The 16,285-nt window shown below is 41.8% G+C and carries 14 protein-coding genes; 4 read left to right on the forward strand and 10 right to left on the reverse strand.

Annotation, left to right across the window (positions count from 1 at the left end; all coding sequences use genetic code 11):
- Positions 1-71: 71 nt before the first annotated feature.
- Positions 72-3,497 carry a methylmalonyl-CoA mutase family protein gene (locus tag G4D82_RS06895; protein ID WP_166335943.1) on the reverse strand — a complete coding sequence of 1,142 codons (3,426 nt, stop codon included), beginning with the start codon at positions 3,495-3,497 and terminating at the stop codon, positions 72-74.
- 237 nt (positions 3,498-3,734) lie between these two features.
- Here G4D82_RS06895 and G4D82_RS06900 point away from each other — a divergent pair, with 237 nt between their 5' ends.
- Positions 3,735-4,457 carry a DUF4197 domain-containing protein gene (locus G4D82_RS06900; protein ID WP_166335945.1) on the forward strand — a complete coding sequence of 241 codons (723 nt, stop codon included), beginning with the start codon at positions 3,735-3,737 and terminating at the stop codon, positions 4,455-4,457.
- 155 nt (positions 4,458-4,612) lie between these two features.
- Here the strand turns inward: G4D82_RS06900 and G4D82_RS06905 are convergent, their stop codons facing one another.
- The 6 genes from G4D82_RS06905 to prfA form a co-directional block, all read right to left on the reverse strand.
- Positions 4,613-5,413 carry an ABC transporter substrate-binding protein gene (locus tag G4D82_RS06905; RefSeq protein ID WP_166335947.1) on the reverse strand — a complete coding sequence of 267 codons (801 nt, stop codon included), beginning with the start codon at positions 5,411-5,413 and terminating at the stop codon, positions 4,613-4,615.
- Between the two features lie 45 nt (positions 5,414-5,458).
- A complete protein-coding gene (gene pyrF, locus G4D82_RS06910; protein WP_166335949.1) occupies positions 5,459-6,277 on the reverse strand; it encodes an orotidine-5'-phosphate decarboxylase in 819 nt (272 codons plus the stop codon).
- A gap of 31 nt (positions 6,278-6,308) precedes the next feature.
- Positions 6,309-7,229 carry an SGNH/GDSL hydrolase family protein gene (locus G4D82_RS06915; RefSeq protein WP_166335951.1) on the reverse strand — a complete coding sequence of 307 codons (921 nt, stop codon included), beginning with the start codon at positions 7,227-7,229 and terminating at the stop codon, positions 6,309-6,311.
- Positions 7,230-7,232: 3 nt separating this feature from the next.
- The gene (locus tag G4D82_RS06920) at positions 7,233-8,681 is read right to left on the reverse strand and encodes an MBOAT family O-acyltransferase (RefSeq protein WP_166335953.1); all 1,449 of its coding nucleotides are present in this window, start codon (positions 8,679-8,681) and stop codon (positions 7,233-7,235) included.
- A gap of 171 nt (positions 8,682-8,852) precedes the next feature.
- The gene (locus G4D82_RS06925; protein WP_166335955.1) at positions 8,853-10,430 is read right to left on the reverse strand and encodes a T9SS type A sorting domain-containing protein; all 1,578 of its coding nucleotides are present in this window, start codon (positions 10,428-10,430) and stop codon (positions 8,853-8,855) included.
- Positions 10,431-10,481: 51 nt separating this feature from the next.
- Complete coding sequence (prfA, locus tag G4D82_RS06930; protein WP_166335957.1) at positions 10,482-11,558, reverse strand: peptide chain release factor 1; 1,077 nt, start codon at positions 11,556-11,558, stop codon at positions 10,482-10,484.
- A 232-nt stretch (positions 11,559-11,790) separates the two neighbouring features.
- Between prfA and G4D82_RS06935 the strand changes: the two genes are divergently transcribed.
- Positions 11,791-12,261: a DUF6265 family protein gene (locus G4D82_RS06935; protein ID WP_166335959.1), complete on the forward strand. Its 471-nt coding sequence runs from the start codon at positions 11,791-11,793 to the stop codon at positions 12,259-12,261.
- A 49-nt stretch (positions 12,262-12,310) separates the two neighbouring features.
- Here G4D82_RS06935 and G4D82_RS06940 read toward each other — a convergent pair whose 3' ends face one another.
- Both G4D82_RS06940 and G4D82_RS06945 read right to left on the reverse strand, forming a co-directional pair.
- Positions 12,311-13,819 carry a S8 family peptidase gene (locus tag G4D82_RS06940; protein WP_166335961.1) on the reverse strand — a complete coding sequence of 503 codons (1,509 nt, stop codon included), beginning with the start codon at positions 13,817-13,819 and terminating at the stop codon, positions 12,311-12,313.
- Positions 13,820-13,993: 174 nt separating this feature from the next.
- Entirely contained in the window at positions 13,994-14,599 is a 606-nt protein-coding gene (locus tag G4D82_RS06945) for an outer membrane beta-barrel protein (protein WP_166335963.1), read from the reverse strand.
- Between the two features lie 168 nt (positions 14,600-14,767).
- On the opposite strand from G4D82_RS06945, the gene smpB reads away from it, so the two are divergent.
- Positions 14,768-15,226 (forward strand): SsrA-binding protein SmpB, encoded by a 459-nt coding sequence (gene smpB / locus G4D82_RS06950; protein WP_166335965.1) that lies wholly within the window; start codon positions 14,768-14,770, stop codon positions 15,224-15,226.
- 6 nt (positions 15,227-15,232) lie between these two features.
- A complete protein-coding gene (locus G4D82_RS06955; RefSeq protein ID WP_166335967.1) occupies positions 15,233-15,604 on the forward strand; it encodes a helix-turn-helix domain-containing protein in 372 nt (123 codons plus the stop codon).
- Here the strand turns inward: G4D82_RS06955 and G4D82_RS06960 are convergent, their stop codons facing one another.
- The gene (locus G4D82_RS06960) at positions 15,605-16,246 is read right to left on the reverse strand and encodes a protein-L-isoaspartate(D-aspartate) O-methyltransferase (protein WP_166335970.1); all 642 of its coding nucleotides are present in this window, start codon (positions 16,244-16,246) and stop codon (positions 15,605-15,607) included. It abuts the gene before it with no gap.
- Positions 16,247-16,285 lie beyond the last annotated feature (39 nt).

The following is a 16,285-nucleotide window of genomic DNA, read 5'->3' on the forward strand; positions in this document are numbered from 1 at the left end:
AACCGATAATGATAATTTACCGGTTTTTATAAATCTTACAGTCTTACAGCGAAGCGGTCTTAAATCCCAGCTTACATATTCCTTCTGTATTGTCCGCCCACTTCAAACAAGGCGCTGGTGATTTGCCCTAGCGAACAAACCTTGGTGGCTTCCATCAATTTCTCGAAAATGTTCTGGTTGTTGATAGCAGCTTCTTGGATAATGTTGAGCTGTTGTTCGACTTGGTCATGATAAGATTGATGCAATTGCTCAAGCATCGTAATCTGGTACTGCTTTTCTTCTTCGGTTGCGCGAATCACTTCAGCCGGAATCACCGTTGGCGAACCTTTCGAACTCAAGAAAGTATTCACGCCAATAATCGGAAACTCGCCAGTGTGTTTCAAGGTTTCGTAATACAAACTTTCTTCCTGTATTTTCGAACGTTGGTACATCGTTTCCATCGCGCCGAGCACTCCGCCTCTTTCGGTAATGCGGTCGAATTCCTGCAATACGGCTTCCTCTACCAAATCTGTCAGTTCCTCAATAATAAACGAACCTTGGATTGGATTTTCATTTTTCGCCAAACCTAATTCTTTATTGATAATGAGTTGGATAGCCATCGCACGACGAACGGATTCTTCAGTCGGCGTGGTAATCGCTTCGTCGTAGGCATTGGTGTGCAAAGAATTACAGTTGTCATAAATCGCATACAAAGCTTGCAAAGTGGTACGGATGTCGTTGAAGTCGATTTCCTGCGCGTGCAACGAACGACCTGAAGTTTGAATATGGTACTTCAACATTTGCGCTCTTTCGTTCGCTCCGTATTTGTTCTTCATTGCCTTGGCCCAAATTTTACGGGCCACTCGACCAATGACTGCATATTCCGGATCGATTCCGTTCGAGAAGAAAAACGACAAGTTTGGCCCGAAATCATTGATGTTCATGCCGCGACTTAGGTAATATTCTACGTAAGTGAAACCGTTGGCGAGTGTAAAAGCCAATTGCGTGATTGGGTTCGCTCCGGCTTCGGCAATATGGTAACCGGAAATAGAAACCGAATAGAAATTGCGAACATTCTTTTCGATGAAATATTCCTGTACATCGCCCATCAAACGCAAAGCGAATTCAGTCGAGAAGATACAAGTGTTCTGCGCCTGGTCTTCTTTTAAAATATCGGCTTGCACCGTTCCGCGCACTTGTGAAAGTGTTTTGATTTTGATTTCGTTATAAACATCAGCCGGCAAAACCTGATCGCCGGTAACGCCCAAAAGCATCAAGCCCAAACCGTTGTTTCCGTGGGGCAACTCGCCTTGGTACTGCGGGCGTTTGGTGCCTTTCTTTTTATAGATTTCGTTGATTTTTTCCTGAACTTCCGCTTCAAGATTGTGGGCTTTGATGTAATGCTCGCACTGTTGGTCAATCGCAGCGTTCATAAAGAAACCCAGAAGCATCGGCGCCGGGCCATTGATGGTCATACTCACTGAAGTCAATGGATGCACCAAATCAAATCCGGAGTACAATTTTTTGGCATCGTCGAGGCAACAGATAGAAACCCCGGCATTTCCGATTTTCCCGTAGATATCAGGACGAATATGCGGGTCATTTCCGTACAAAGTCACGCTATCAAAAGCAGTAGAAAGTCTTTTTGCTGGCATTCCGGCACTAACATAATGAAAACGCTTATTGGTTCTTTCCGGGCCACCTTCTCCGGCAAACATTCTCGACGGATCTTCACCTTCGCGCTTGAACGGATACAAACCAGAAGCAAATGGAAATTCGCCGGGCACGTTTTCCTGCAAACACCAACGCAAAATGTCGCCCCAAGCTTGGTATTTCGGTAAGGCAACTTTGGGGATTTGTGAATGTGAAAGCGACTCGGTATGGGTAGCAATCTTGATTTCTTTGTCGCGGACTTTAAAAGAATAGATTGGATTTTTGTATTTGTTGACTTTGTCATCCCAAGTGAGGATGATTTCCCAGTTGTATGGGTCGAGGTCCATTTTGACACGGTCGAATTCTTTGGTCAGCAAAGTAAGGAAATCTTTGTTTTGCTCAGTAATATTCAAGGATTCGTCTACAATACCAGACTTATCAAGTTTAGGCAATTTTTTGGCGACGGTTTCAATGGTTTTGAAAATCCCGTATAATTTCTGCGCGACTTGTTCTTGGCTTAAAGCGATTTCGTCGTATTTGCGGTTGTTCTCGGCAATTTCTGAAAGGTAACGCGTTCTATGTGGCGGAATCACGAAGATTTTCTCGCTCATTTCTCGCGTGATTTCAAATGTGGAATGTAAATCCGATTGTGTTTTCTCGTGGATTTTGTCCATCACGGCTTTGTAGAGCGTGTTCATGCCCGGATCGTTGAACTGAGACGCAATTGTACCGAATACCGGAAGCGTATCCAAATCGCTGTCCCAAAGTTGGTGGTTGCGTTGGTATTGCTTTTTCACATCGCGCAAAGCATCGAGCGCACCGCGTTTGTCGAATTTGTTGATGGCAACCAAATCGGCGAAATCGAGCATGTCAATTTTTTCCAATTGCGTGGCGGCTCCGAATTCGGGTGTCATTACATACAATGAAACGTCTGAATGGTCCATGATTTCAGTGTCAGATTGACCGATTCCCGAAGTTTCCAGAACAATCAAATCATATTTTGCAGCTTTTAAAACCTGAATGGCTTCGGCTACGTATTTGGACAATGCCAAATTAGATTGACGTGTGGCCAGCGAACGCATGTAAACCCGTGGGTTATTGATCGCGTTCATTCTGATTCTGTCACCAAGTAAGGCACCGCCGGTTTTTCTTTTAGACGGATCGACTGAAACGAGGCCTATGGTTTTCTCTGGAAAATCAATCAGGAAACGACGCACGAGTTCGTCTACTAACGAGGATTTTCCAGCGCCTCCGGTTCCGGTGATTCCGAGTACCGGTGTTTTGCAGTCTTTATTTTTGCTGTGGATGATATCTAAAGTTTCTTTGGCAACTTCAGGGAAATTTTCTGCTGAAGAAATGACGCGCGCAATCGCCGTAGGATTTTTTTCTTCGAGATGATTGACTTCTCCGTTGAGCTTATCGCCTACCGCAAAGTCTGAGCGTTTGACCAAATCATTGATCATGCCTTGCAAGCCCATTGCGCGACCGTCATCAGGAGAATAGATGCGCTCGATGCCGTATTCGTGCAATTCAGAAATTTCAGAAGGTAAAATAACTCCGCCGCCGCCGCCAAAAATTTTGATATGCCCTGCTCCTTTTTCCTTGAGCAAATCGTACATGTATTTGAAATATTCGTTGTGCCCGCCTTGGTAAGAAGTCATGGCAATCGCGTTGGCGTCTTCTTGAATGGCGGTGTTGACTACTTCTTCTACAGAGCGGTCGTGGCCCAAATGAATCACTTCGACTCCGGTGGCTTGAATGATGCGTCGCATGATATTAATTGCGGCATCATGACCATCGAAAAGTGAGGCTGCCGTTACGATTCTGACTTTGTGTTGGGGAATGTAGGGTTGGGCTTGTTCCATATTGAGGGATTCTTTTTTAAACGCGTGCAATTTACAGAAATTCTTAAAAAATGCCTACCAAATCGGGCAAAACATAAAATTATAATAAAGCGGTTTTTGTAACTGAATTTAATGACTAGATTTGGACAAATTTTGAACCGGATAGCCCTAGCCCTGATGGCAGCGGCATCCTTTTAAACCTACTAGGTTTAAAAGATATAGCGTACAGCAGGTTCCCGGCTTCTAAAAAATATAAAAATGAAAAGAATCTTATGGTTTTTTTTACTACTTCCGACTTTCGCAATGGCGCAAGATTGGCAGGATTTGCTGAACCAAGTGAAAGACAAACTCAACCAGGTCAATACCAGCGGAAGTGTTGATATTGCGGCCGGTTTGAAAGAAGCGCTCAACAACGGCATTACCAAACAAGTCATCAAACTGACCGCAACCGATGGTTTCTACAAGAACGAAATGGTCAAAATCGTGTTGCCGGATGAACTTAAAAAAGTGGATAAAACCTTGCGCAAACTCGGCATGAGCAAACTGGCCGACAGCGGTATCAAATCGTTAAACCGGGCTGCCGAAGACGCTGTAAAAGAAGCTACTCCGATTTTTTTGAACGCAATTAAAAGCATGTCGTTCTCAGACGCGAAATCGATTTTAATGGGCAAAGAAACCGCTGCAACAGATTATTTGAAAGGTACCACTTCGACTGCTTTGTACGCCAAATTTAGTCCTGTCGTACAGCAATCGATTGGAAAAGTGGGTGCTGATAAAATCTGGGCTTCGATTATTAAGAAATACAACTCAATACCAAAGGTTGCCAAAGTAAACCCGGACATTACCGATTATGTAACCAATAAAGCCATGGACGGAGTTTTCAAGATGGTTTCGGTAGAAGAAAAAGACATCCGCACGAATATCAAATCAAGAACCTCGGATCTTTTGAAAAAGGTTTTCGCGCTGCAAGACAAGAAATAAAAACTTAACACTACTCAAACAAAGAAATAACAAAGCTTTAACTAGGAAACTGGCACATTCGGCGGACATTTGTAGGGTAATAAAAAAGGTTTTTATTATTTTGGTTTAGAGTTAGTTTAATAAGAAAGCCGTGTCTTAATTGATGCGGCTTTTTTTTATGCAATTCGCTCGTGGAGTTTTTTGAAATAGGAAAATGCTTTCAGCAGCCGAGATCCGTACCAAGAAAACATTTCGCCGTCAACAAAAATTGTTTTGGCGTGATGCGTGAATCTCCCGATTTCGAAGGCATCTTCGTCTTTGAATGGATAAGGTTCTGAGGATAAAAGCACCAAGTCTGGATCGCCTTCGAGACGCAATTTTCTAAGTTCTACTTCAGGATAACGGCTTTCGCGGTCGGCATAAATATTTTGAAAATGGTTCAGTTGCAGTATTTCATTGATGTAAGTTCCCGAACCAGCAACCATGTATGGATTTTTCCAGATAAAATAGGCTACTTTTTTGAAGGGTTTTTCTTTGATGAAAGCCCGAAAATCAACCAAAGCGTATAGTAATTTATCGTTCCACTTTTGAGCTTCGGTGCGGCAGTTGAAGAGTTGTCCGAAATCAGTAATCATTTGAAAATTCTCTTCGATGGTTTTAATATCTGTTACCCAAACCGGGCAGATTTTTCGGAGTTCTTCGACAATTTCAAGTGTATTTTCTTCTTTATTGCAAATGATGATATCGGGCTGCAACAAGCGGATTTTCTCGTAATGTACTTTTTTAGTGCCGCCTACCACTTTCTTAGTCGATTTGAAATGAAACGGATGCACGCAGAATTTGGTTATACCGACGATACTAGATTCCAAACCCAATTCGTAAAGTAATTCAGTTTGCGAAGGCACTAACGAGATAATCCGTTTGGGAACAGTTTCAATATAATGGGTATTTCCTACTTGGTCTGTTAGCATTTTCATATCGAGCCAGCGAATTTAATTCGTGCTAATTCGTGCAATTCGTGTTTATCTTTTTTGCATCAACTGCTGCATTTCAGTTTGGATTTTCAGCGCTTCTTCCCTAGCCTTGGTTGCAAAATTTTCTCCACTATCAGCATAAATAATCCCGCGTGAAGAATTGATTAACAATCCAATAGCTTCATTCATTCCATGCTCGCAAACTTCGGCTAAACTTCCGCCTTGCGCACCGACGCCCGGAACTAATAGAAAGCTGTCAGGAACAATCTTGCGGATTTCTTTGAAGTATTCGGCTTTGGTTGCTCCTACTACGTACATCAAGTTTTGGCTGTTTTTCCAGTTTTTGGAGGTTTGAATCACTTGCTGATACAACGGTTTTTCGTCGGCAAACGCTGTCTGGAAATCGAATGCGCCTTCGTTGGAAGTCAAGGCGAGTAAAATGGTGTGCTTGTTCTCAAATTCTAGAAACGGCTCCACGGAATCTTTGCCCATATAAGGCGCGACAGTAACCGAATCGAAGTTCAAATCTTCCAGGAAAGCTTTGGCGTACATAGACGAAGTATTACCGATATCACCGCGTTTGGCATCTGCAATGGTGAAAATTTCAGGATGCTTTTCGTTGAGATAATCAATGGTTTTCTGAAGCGATTGCCAACCTTTGATTCCGTAGGCCTCATAAAAAGCAGTGTTCGGCTTGTAAGCTACAGCTATGTCATAAGTCGCGTCTATGATGGCTTTGTTGAATTCGAAAATCGGATCGTCGAGTTTTAATAAATGCGGTGGGATTTTATTCAAATCGACATCGAGGCCGATGCAGAGAAAGGATTCTTTTTGGCGGATTTGTTCGGTGAGTTGTGTTGTTGTCATGGTTGTGTAGTTTCGGGGCAAAGATAATTGTTTATTTTTTCTTGAAGCTTGATTGCCATTGCTGCTTCAGAATCCATTTTGCGATTTTTTCAGAAACTTGCTGCCCTGATTTCTTACTCAAATGTATACCGTCGATGTAGTGATATTGGTTGTTTTTATTGGTTAAATCAAGATATCCGGATGATTTTGCTACCGCTTTTTCAATACGTTTATTGAAATTCGGAAGCAATCGCTGCTCAATCTGCATTAGTTCGGAGGCCATCGGCAATCTGACCAAATACACTTTACCGTGCTGACTTAAAAAGTCGATTATCTTCAGAAGATAATCCAACCTGAGTTGTGAAAATAAATAATCTGACTCATATTGTCGGTACTGATTTAAAGTACTTTCAGTTCTTCGGTTAACTGATAATGAATCTTCATCAAGGCTTACTTCGAACCAACCATCATCGTGCAAAAAAGCGACAGACGATTCAAAAATCAAACCATAGTACTTGCCAGAGAGGTATTGGGTTAAATAGGTAAAATTGGGTTTCTGGTTAACAATTTTCATTTCGCCTACACAAGAATGGTTTTCACTAAAAGCCAAACTGTCATTTGGATGCTGGCTTTTAGTAGCGATACCCCAGTAATCCACTGTCAGAATAAAAATGCCGTTTTTAGTATTGGGGTCGAGTTTTCTTTGAACGCTTCGGAGATAACTCGGTCCGTAAGGACTTTTGCTGATATCGAAAGAGTAATTGTAAAGTTGTGATTTTAAAATCTGATTCATTGTTTCCGGTCTTAATCCCTGCGCTGCTTTTGAAGTTCCTAGAATCAGGCTCCGTTGCTTAGGAGTTGTGAATCGCAGATAATGCGCATCGGTATATCCGTCGGCACGGAAAAGCAATGCAATAATAGAAACCGTTAGCAAAAGAAGAAACGTCAAACAATAGATTAGAAATTTTTTCATCGGTCAGAATTGAAAATAAATAAACGTCTCATTTACCGCTCCGAACAAGAAAATCAACATCGTAATTAGATAATAAAAAGCCCATCTAAATGGTTTGCTCCATTGGGTTGCTATCGATTGAATGCCATATTGTTGTTGCCTTCCGATCCATTCTATCAGTAGCATAAAAACAATAAATACAATAGTAATGGCAGCTTGTTTGATTCCTAGAAAATACGGTATACTGAATAAATCTGCAGCGCACATTCTAGAGAAATAAACCCAAGTTTGGGTGATACTTTCAGACCTAAAAATAATCCAAGCCAATGAAACCAAAATAAAAGTAACAACCATTTGCCCCATTTCTTTGAGATTGGGCAGTAAACTATTCGAAGCTACAATTTCGATATTGGTTCTGTTTTTCCCTGAAAGCAATAATGGCATGAAATACAGAGCATGTACTGCACCCCAAAGAATAAAAGTCCAGTTGGCACCATGCCAGAAGCCGCTGAAAAGGAAAATGATAAAGGTGTTGCGCACAGCCATCCATTTGCTGCCATGACTTCCTCCTAATGGGATATACAAATAATCTTTAAACCAAGACGACAGAGAAATGTGCCAACGTCTCCAAAATTCAGCAATATCGCGCGAGAAATAGGGATACGCAAAATTGCGCAAAAGGTCGATGCCGAAAAGTCTGGCGGCTCCCAGCGCAATATCTGAATAACCTGAAAAATCGCCATAAATCTGAAATGCAAAAAACACGGCACCGAGCAAAAGTGTACTTCCTGAATGTTCTGAAGGATTTCCAAAAATCGTATTGGCATAAGTCGCGCAGTTATCTGCAATGACCATTTTTTTGAACAAACCCCACAAAATCTGCTTTAATCCGTCAACGGCTTTCGCATAATGAAATGCTCTTTTTTTGATGAGCTGCGGCAGCAAATGAGTGGCTCTTTCAATTGGGCCCGCAACGAGTAACGGAAAGAAACTCACAAAGACGGAATAAGTAATCACATCGCGCTCAGGCTTAATCTTGTTTTTATAGAGATCAATTACATACGACAAACCGTGAAAGGTATAGAAAGAAATTCCGACCGGCAAAATAATATTCAGTGAACCTAAATTGGCTTTAAGGCCAACCATCAAGAGAGCTTGAGCAAACGATTCAGCAAAGAAATTGTAGTATTTAAAAACACCCAAAAAGCCCAGATTAGCACCAACGCTAATCCAGAGCCACCATTTTCGTTGCTTTGAGTTGGTAGCATCGAAAATTTTGATTCCGGTGTAATAGTCTAACGAGGTTGAAAAAATCAGCAGAAATAAAAAACGCCAATCCCAGCAGGCATAAAAAAAGTAACTGGCCAACAACAACAAAATATTCTGCGATTTCACGCTGCCTTTGGCTATAAACCAATAGAGCAAAAAAACAACCGGCAAGAAAAAGGCGAAATGGATCGAGTTAAAAAGCATACACGCTAGATTAAAAAATAAAATGAATGGAAATATAGGAACCTCTTACCAATCAATAGTCCTAGCCCCGGTTGTAACGGCATCCTTTGCTGGCGGGGTTCGCCAGTAAAGATATAGTGAAAAACGGGAACAGCTTCAAAAAAAAAAGAACGGGAAACCAGTAATGAGTGTTTACTGACGAATAATTTTTACCGTACTGCTGATTTGTTCGGCACTACTGAGTTGCAGCAAATAAGTGCCTTTGCCTAGAGACTGAAAATCAAGCGTTTCTTGATGAGCGCCTTGGTTTCTTGTAGCATCTGTAGCAAATTTTCGCACCAATCTTCCGGTCAAATCATACAAACCAATACTGATTTTTTGCTCTTGGGCCAGTTCATAATGCAAAACTGTCGCAGACTGCACCGGATTCGGATAAACGGTTAATGATGCACCAGTGTTAAAGTCTAGATTTCCTAAAACAATTCCGGTGGTGAGTCGGCCCATTAGGTATTCCCAATGCCCGTTAAAGATTCGGGTACCGGCAAAAACCAACCGGCCTTGAGAATCAAAAGCGATTCTGCTTATGTTTTCGTTACCGCCAAAAGCCGCTTTAAAGATACCGTTGTTGCCAAAGGTCGAATCATAGTTTCCGTTGGGAAGACAACGAATCACAAAGCTATCGGTTCCGGTCAGTGGCGGATTGTCCATGTATTGGCCTGCAAAAACAATTTTTCCGTCTTCTTGCTCCAGCACTGAAAATATGTAAGTATTGGGCAAAGTGGAACCATAATAAATAACCGGCTCTGCAACTAAATTACCGCTGGCATCGAACTTTATAGTACGAATGGATGTAGGCGGCGAATTCAAATAAGTAGTCACCGGATTGGCCAACAGAGATACACTACCATCATCAGCTACTTTTGTCAGATAAGCAGAAGAAATGGCATTGCTGAGCATCACGCCGCTTGTGCCATAAGAATTATCGACAGTGGCATCGGCATTAAATTTTTTAATAAAATAATTGCGGCGCTGCACATTGCCTGCATCGGTGTAAACATAATTGCCCAAAACCAAATATTTGCCGTCGCTCAGCGGATAGAGCGAACCACTGATATTGTCTGCACTGCTCGCAGGAATATCGTTCAAGGGAAAGAACAAAAAGCCGTTGTTGCCGAATGAAGTATCAACGGTAGCATTTGAGAAATATTTCCCTAAAGCCAAGCCAATTGGGCCACTACTGGTTTGTTTGGCTTTTCCGCTGGCAGTAAAACTTCCGTCTGGAGCTACTTTAACATTGGCAGCATTGAATATTGTGCCGTAAACCAAATCAAAAGTGCCATTGGTGCCAAAAGAGGTATCGACCACACAATCCAAGTTAAGTTTGGTTAAAGAATAACGCTCGCCATAATAAGACACTAAGTAGTAACTGCTGTCATCAATCTTCAATAACGAACCAAAATTAGTGAACGAAGCATTTTTTACGCGCATCCGAATCACGCCATCGGTTCCGAAAGTAGTGTCAAAATTGCCGTCTTCATTTACCCGAATCAACCCGACGAGTTTGTCTCCCAAAGTAGTAGCGTAATCGGCATTCCCAGCAAAAATAACCTTACCGTTTTCTTGGAAAATGATGCTTCTGGCGCGGCTGTCTCCTTCGAATAAACTTCCGTTTTGTCCGGTTCCGTGAAAGGTTGGGTCGAGATCGCCGTATTGTGCAAACGAAAATTGACTAATAACCAAAAACAAACTAAAAAGAATTGGATGTTTCATAAGTTCAAATTTTAAATGCCAACCGTCGCTTTTTGCTAGGCAGATTTTATGTTAAAACACTTCACTCGCTTCTTTCAACTTCTCGGTGTTGTTCACGAGTTGCAACTCATCAATCATTTTCTGGATATCACCATTGACAAAATTCTGCAAATCGTAAATGTTCATATTGATCCTGTGATCGGTCACGCGGCCTTGCGAATAGTTATAAGTTCTAATCTTTGCCGAACGGTCACCTGAGCTTACCTGTGAGGAACGTTTCTTGGCATCTTCTTCCTGTTTCTTGGCGAGTTCCTGCTCATACAAACGCGAGCGCAAAACCGTTAACGCTTTGTCTTTGTTCTTGTGCTGCGACTTTTCGTCTTGGCATTGCGCTACCAATCCGGTTGGAATGTGCGTTAAACGAACCGCCGATTTGGTCGTGTTTACCGATTGTCCGCCCGGCCCTGAAGAACAGAAATAATCAATTCTTACGTCGTTCATGTCAATCTGCACGTCGAATTCTTCTGCTTCTGGCAACACCATTACCGTTGCTGCCGAAGTATGCACGCGGCCTTGGGTTTCCGTTTGCGGAACACGCTGAACCCTGTGAACACCTGCTTCAAATTTCAAAGTACCATAAACATCTTCACCGGTTACTTCGAAAATGACTTCTTTAAAACCGCCTGAGGTGCCTTCGTTCATATCGACTACCGAGGTTCTCCAGCCTTTGTTTTCGCAATATTTGGTATACATTCTATACAAATCACCTGCGAAAATCGAAGCTTCATCACCACCGGTTCCGGCCCGAATTTCAACCATCACGTTTTTCGCATCTTCCGGATCTTTCGGGATCAGCATGAACTTGATTTCTTCTTCTAATTCCGGCAATCTTTCTTTGGCCTCGTCGAGTTGCATCTTGGCCATCTCGACCATTTCTACGTCTGAGCCATCGGCAATAATTTCGTTGGCTTCGGCAATATTTCCGGTCAGGTTTACGTATTCGTCGCGTTTTTCGGCGAGCGCTTTCAAATCTTTGTATTCTTTATTGAGGGCCACCCAACGCTTCTGATCGGCAATCACATCGGGCTGAATAATCAAGTCCGAAACTTCGTCAAAGCGCTGTTTTACTATTTGCAGTCTGTCTAACATTTTATTTTTCCTTTTTTTGGTGCGCAAATTTAAGCAAAAATGTTGTAGGTTGTAAGTTGTAGGTTATAGGTTTTTTCCGAAGCTGTTCCGGCTGTACGCTATAGTTTTGTTTGCTATTGCACCTCGATAAAAAAGCAAATATCCGCTTAGCAAACAAAAGCTGCCGCTGCCATCCGGGCTAGGGCAATTTTGCTTATTATTGCAACAGTGAAAAACCTGAAAATAGTTCCTTATGAGAAAATCTATCTTACTACTGGCTGCCATTGCACTCAGCGTTTCGTGTAAAAAATCTGGTCAAGAAAACCAACTCCAGGCTGCTGATTGGCTTATCGGTACATGGGAAAACCAAGACCCGCAAGGCAAAATGATTGAAATCTGGAGCAAGGCCAACGACAGCATTTACATCGGTGAAAGCTATTACATCAAAGCAAAAGACACTTTGCATTCAGAGCAAATTCAACTGGTTCAAAACGGCGAACTCGTGCAATACATCCCAACAGTCAAAGGCCAAAACAATGATCAGCCGGTCAATTTCAACTTAACTTCAAAAACCGACAAAGAACTGGTTTTCGAAAATCCGAAGCATGACTTTCCGCAGAAAATTGTCTACAAAAAAATTACTGCAGACAGTTTGGTGGCAACTATTTCAGGCACTCAGCAAGGAAAAGCCAGCTCAGAAAGCTACCCGATGAGAAAAAAATAAACCACTACCGAGTAGATAGTGGTTTCATAATTTTTTTATGTGCAAAAAGCTATTGTACTGCCAATAAAGCATTCACATTGCCATGACCAAACTCCGGATTTTTAACCGGATAAAAAGTAGCAGATTGTTTCATTTTGGTCAAAACTTGATCGCGCGTCCAAGTAGGGTTTTTCGCCCAGACCAAAGCAGCAATCCCAGCCGTTGTAGCTGTAGCCACTGATGAGCCACCTACATAATTCGTCTGCGCATTGTAATAACTGTTCACCGGAACGGTATTGCCGCTGGAAGCACGTTGCATTATTACAGTAAAATCAATTTTGTTTCCGGTATGGCAAACATCACATTTTTGGTAGGTACTTCCCTCCTTCACGCCGGTAACCGCAACTACTTCTGGCATCCAAGCCGGAAAAATAACGCCTACAAAAGTGGTAAAACTAGTCGAGGTTCCGCCAGCGCAGAAAATCAGCTTTCCTTTACTGTAAGCATATCGGATACCGTCTTCAATTTTCCCGACAGAAAATACATAACCCATCGACATCGAGATAATCTTCACGTTGGCATTATTTCCCAAAGCCGTAAACGCATTCTTCACGCCTTCTTGCTCTTGATAACCATCCAAAACCACATTTGAAGCGGCGCGGTAAACTACCAAATTTGCGTTGTAAGCGACACCTACCGGCATTCCGTTGTTGTTTCTCGGGGCAGTCGCTACCGAAGCCATGCTGGTGCCGTGCCCACATTGGTCGTTCGGGCCATCAGTATTGGTGCTCCAAGGCCAAATCGAATTCACATACACTCCAAATTTCTGCAAAGTTCTACCCGAAGAATCACCAGTATTGAATGCCGAACCCAGCAAAGTTTGATTGGGTGAAATTCCGGTATCTACAATTCCGATGGTAATGCCTCGGCCACTGCTGTAATTCCAGGCACTAGGAATGTTGTGTTTGGTGAAAGTCCAAGGCACTTTTGCATTGGGTGTTGTGGTAGTATAGTCGGCTGCACTTAAGGCCGTCGAATCAAAACCGCAACCTGAAGAACCTGAACTCGACGAAGAAGTTAAACGTCGTTGCCCGTTTTTGATGGCAACATAATGATAATCAGCCGGCTCAATGTATCGAATGTACTTGTTCTTTCTGAGCGCAATGATGGTTTCTTGCTTTTTAATTATCACGTTCATCAAATTCAAATAGCGATCAGAAGAAATCAGTATTTCATCCGAATCACCTTCATACTTTTTAATGATTTGCATCAACTCAGCTTCAATGGCTGCGCTATTTGCGGTCTTGGCCCGGTCAAAATCTTGGGCAGAATTCCCAAAACCGATAGTCACTACCGAGTTTCCTTGCATTGTGGCACTCCACAGTAAATGGTCTGAAGCGCTTTTCCAGTTGAAGTCGCCTTTTGCGTTGAGTTGTTCATCGATTTTTGCATTGATTTGCTGAGTGTTCAGTGGCTCGCGTTGGGCGGCATCGATAACGATGGGTTGTGAATCGTCTTCATTGTTACAACTGGCCAAAATCAGCAACACTATACTGAATTGTAATAATTTACGAATCATAAAAAGTTGATTTATAGTTAGGTGAAACGAATATAACAATAATTCAAAACCAAAACAGAAATGTTAATAAAACTTGGCCGATGCATGCAAAAGGAAAAGGTTGCTACCTAAAAAAGATAACAACCCCTTCCTTACCCGGTTGCCCAAAAAAACAACCAAACTAACAATTATTAATTAAAACAAAAACTTAACACCTACTTGCAAATTGCCCAACATACGGTCTGATACAGAGTTAAGTGGGTTTGCGTTCAACTCGAATTTTGTAGTTTTGTCACCAGTGTCCGGTGTTATAGTTGAGCTTGTAGCATTGAAAATCGTGAACGAAGTTTCAATAGTCATCCATTTGTTAAGCACATAGTCAAAACCTGGAGAAAGCTCTAAACCTACTGACATGGTTTTTGAATCAGAAATATCTTCTTTTCCAGACATGATTGGCAAAGCTGCCTGACCATACATAAAGAAATTTCCTTTGATATTCCAGTATTTTCTAACCAAAGGTTTTACTACAAAAGTATTGCTATCTTCTGTCGTAACGCCAGCAGCATTATCTGTTTTAGAACTGATGGTTCCAATACCGATACCGGCGGTTACCGATGGTGCAAAGAAATAACCCACGATTGGTAAAACCATAGTCGACGATGATTTAGCATCACCGGTTTTAGTCGAACTGTTTGAAATTTGTCCGGCTACCCACCATGTTCCTTCTAATCCTTGTTTTTCCTGAGCCTGAGTAGTAAAGCTTAATAGAGCAGCTGCGGCAATAAAAAAAAGTCTTTTCATTTGTTTTTAGTTTTTAAATTAATGTTGTTTAAAATTTATATGACAAATGTATCGCGCTAGTTTTGCTTAAAAACTGACTTAAATCATAGTCTGGACACTTTTTTTTATTTCTTTAAATGCAATCGCAACCTGTTTTATCCAACCAACAATTCTATTACCTTTGCGCTTATGATTAAACTGGTCAACATTCTTAATAAGCGGGCGCGTTTCGACTACGAAATCCTGGAAACCTACACTGCCGGCATCGTACTAACCGGAACCGAGATTAAATCAATTCGGCTCGGAAAGGCCAATATCACCGAGAGTTTTTGCGAATTTAGCAACGGGGAACTGTTCGCCATTAATACTTATATAGAAGAATACGCTTTCGGCAATCAGTTCAACCACAAAGCCCGAAGCGAACGCAAATTGCTATTGAACAAGCGCGAACTCAAATCATTATTCAAAAATGTACAAGTAAAAGGTTTGACGATTATTCCGCTGAAATTACACACCAACGAAAAAGGTTTAGCCAAACTAGATATTGGTTTGTGCCGAGGAAAGAAAACCTACGACAAACGCGAATCGCTTAAAGCACAAGACACCAAGCGCGATTTAGACAGAATCAAGAAAGCCTACAACAATTAATTACTGATGGAAAGCGTTGCGGCATGGCTCAAAAAAGGTAGGGAAAGTAAAGGTTTGAAAACCCGAGCAGTTTCCTCGATGCTCAAAATTGACCAAGCGTTAATCAGCAAGTTCGAAAACGGACAACGTCGCCCGACCAAAAATCAAATAACGCAACTCGCTCAGTTGTTTGATATCAACATAGAATCGCTGACGATTTTGTGGATTAAAGAAAAATTACTGACTGAAATTCAAGACGAACCTTTAGGGATTAAAGCTTTTGAAGCAGCTGCAGAACAACTCAACCTAATTAAACCTAAAGACAATGCCGCGATTGAAGCGCTTTTTGAAGAAATGAATGTGCTTAAAACTAAAATGGAGGCGCTGAGAAAACCTTAATTAATTTTTATTTTCCAACAAAGGCACAAACCTAAATTCTCCGAGTTCGTGTTTTTCGAATTGGGTCTCGTTTTTTCTAATAAGTAAAGTCATGATTTGGTGTTGCTCACCCAACGGAATCACGAGTCTGCCTCCTATTTTGAGCTGCGCCATCAGCGGTTTCGGAATTATAGGCGCGCCGGCAGTTACGATGATGCTGTCAAACGGCGCATGATTTGGCAAACCTTTATAACCGTCACCAAACGACAAATGCTTGGGGCGAATGCCTAATTTAGGAAGCAATATAGAAGTTTGTTTAAAGAGTTCGTTTTGTCTTTCGACACTATAAACCTTTGCGCCCATTATACAAAGCACAGCCGTTTGATAACCCGAACCGGTTCCGATTTCAAGGATTTTCTGGTCTTTTTTTACTTCAAGTAGTTGCGATTGAAAAGCCACAGTATAAGGCTGCGAAATGGTTTGGCCCGCACCAATTGGGAAAGCTTTGTCTTGATAAGCGTAATCTTCAAAACTCGAATTCAGAAATAAATGCCTCGGGATTTTCTTGATGGCTTCGAGTACGTTTTTGTCGGTGATGCCTTTTTCTTTGAGCTGCGCCACTAGTTGGTTCCTGAGGCCTTGGTGTTTCGGGGTATCTTTCAAAACAGGGGAATTTTTTGGTAAAAATAACAAAGTAAATCC

Origin of the sequence: Flavobacterium lotistagni (assembly GCF_011392125.1) — a bacterium.
GTDB classification, from domain to species: domain Bacteria; phylum Bacteroidota; class Bacteroidia; order Flavobacteriales; family Flavobacteriaceae; genus Flavobacterium; species Flavobacterium lotistagni.

Excerpts from the sequence above, each read along its gene's own strand:
- G4D82_RS06905 (WP_166335947.1), bottom strand. The coding sequence starts at position 5,413 with ATGAAAATGCTAACAGACCAAGTAGGAAATACCCATTATATTGAAACT.
- G4D82_RS06915 (WP_166335951.1), bottom strand. The coding sequence starts at position 7,229 with ATGAAAAAATTTCTAATCTATTGTTTGACGTTTCTTCTTTTGCTAACG.
- pyrF (WP_166335949.1), bottom strand. The coding sequence starts at position 6,277 with ATGACAACAACACAACTCACCGAACAAATCCGCCAAAAAGAATCCTTT.
- G4D82_RS06925 (WP_166335955.1), bottom strand. The coding sequence starts at position 10,430 with ATGAAACATCCAATTCTTTTTAGTTTGTTTTTGGTTATTAGTCAATTT.
- smpB (WP_166335965.1), top strand. The coding sequence starts at position 14,768 with ATGATTAAACTGGTCAACATTCTTAATAAGCGGGCGCGTTTCGACTAC.
- G4D82_RS06920 (WP_166335953.1), bottom strand. The coding sequence starts at position 8,681 with ATGCTTTTTAACTCGATCCATTTCGCCTTTTTCTTGCCGGTTGTTTTT.
- G4D82_RS06900 (WP_166335945.1), top strand. The coding sequence starts at position 3,735 with ATGAAAAGAATCTTATGGTTTTTTTTACTACTTCCGACTTTCGCAATG.
- G4D82_RS06895 (WP_166335943.1), bottom strand. The coding sequence starts at position 3,497 with ATGGAACAAGCCCAACCCTACATTCCCCAACACAAAGTCAGAATCGTA.
- G4D82_RS06940 (WP_166335961.1), bottom strand. The coding sequence starts at position 13,819 with ATGATTCGTAAATTATTACAATTCAGTATAGTGTTGCTGATTTTGGCC.
- prfA (WP_166335957.1), bottom strand. The coding sequence starts at position 11,558 with ATGTTAGACAGACTGCAAATAGTAAAACAGCGCTTTGACGAAGTTTCG.
- G4D82_RS06945 (WP_166335963.1), bottom strand. The coding sequence starts at position 14,599 with ATGAAAAGACTTTTTTTTATTGCCGCAGCTGCTCTATTAAGCTTTACT.
- G4D82_RS06955 (WP_166335967.1), top strand. The coding sequence starts at position 15,233 with ATGGAAAGCGTTGCGGCATGGCTCAAAAAAGGTAGGGAAAGTAAAGGT.
- G4D82_RS06935 (WP_166335959.1), top strand. The coding sequence starts at position 11,791 with ATGAGAAAATCTATCTTACTACTGGCTGCCATTGCACTCAGCGTTTCG.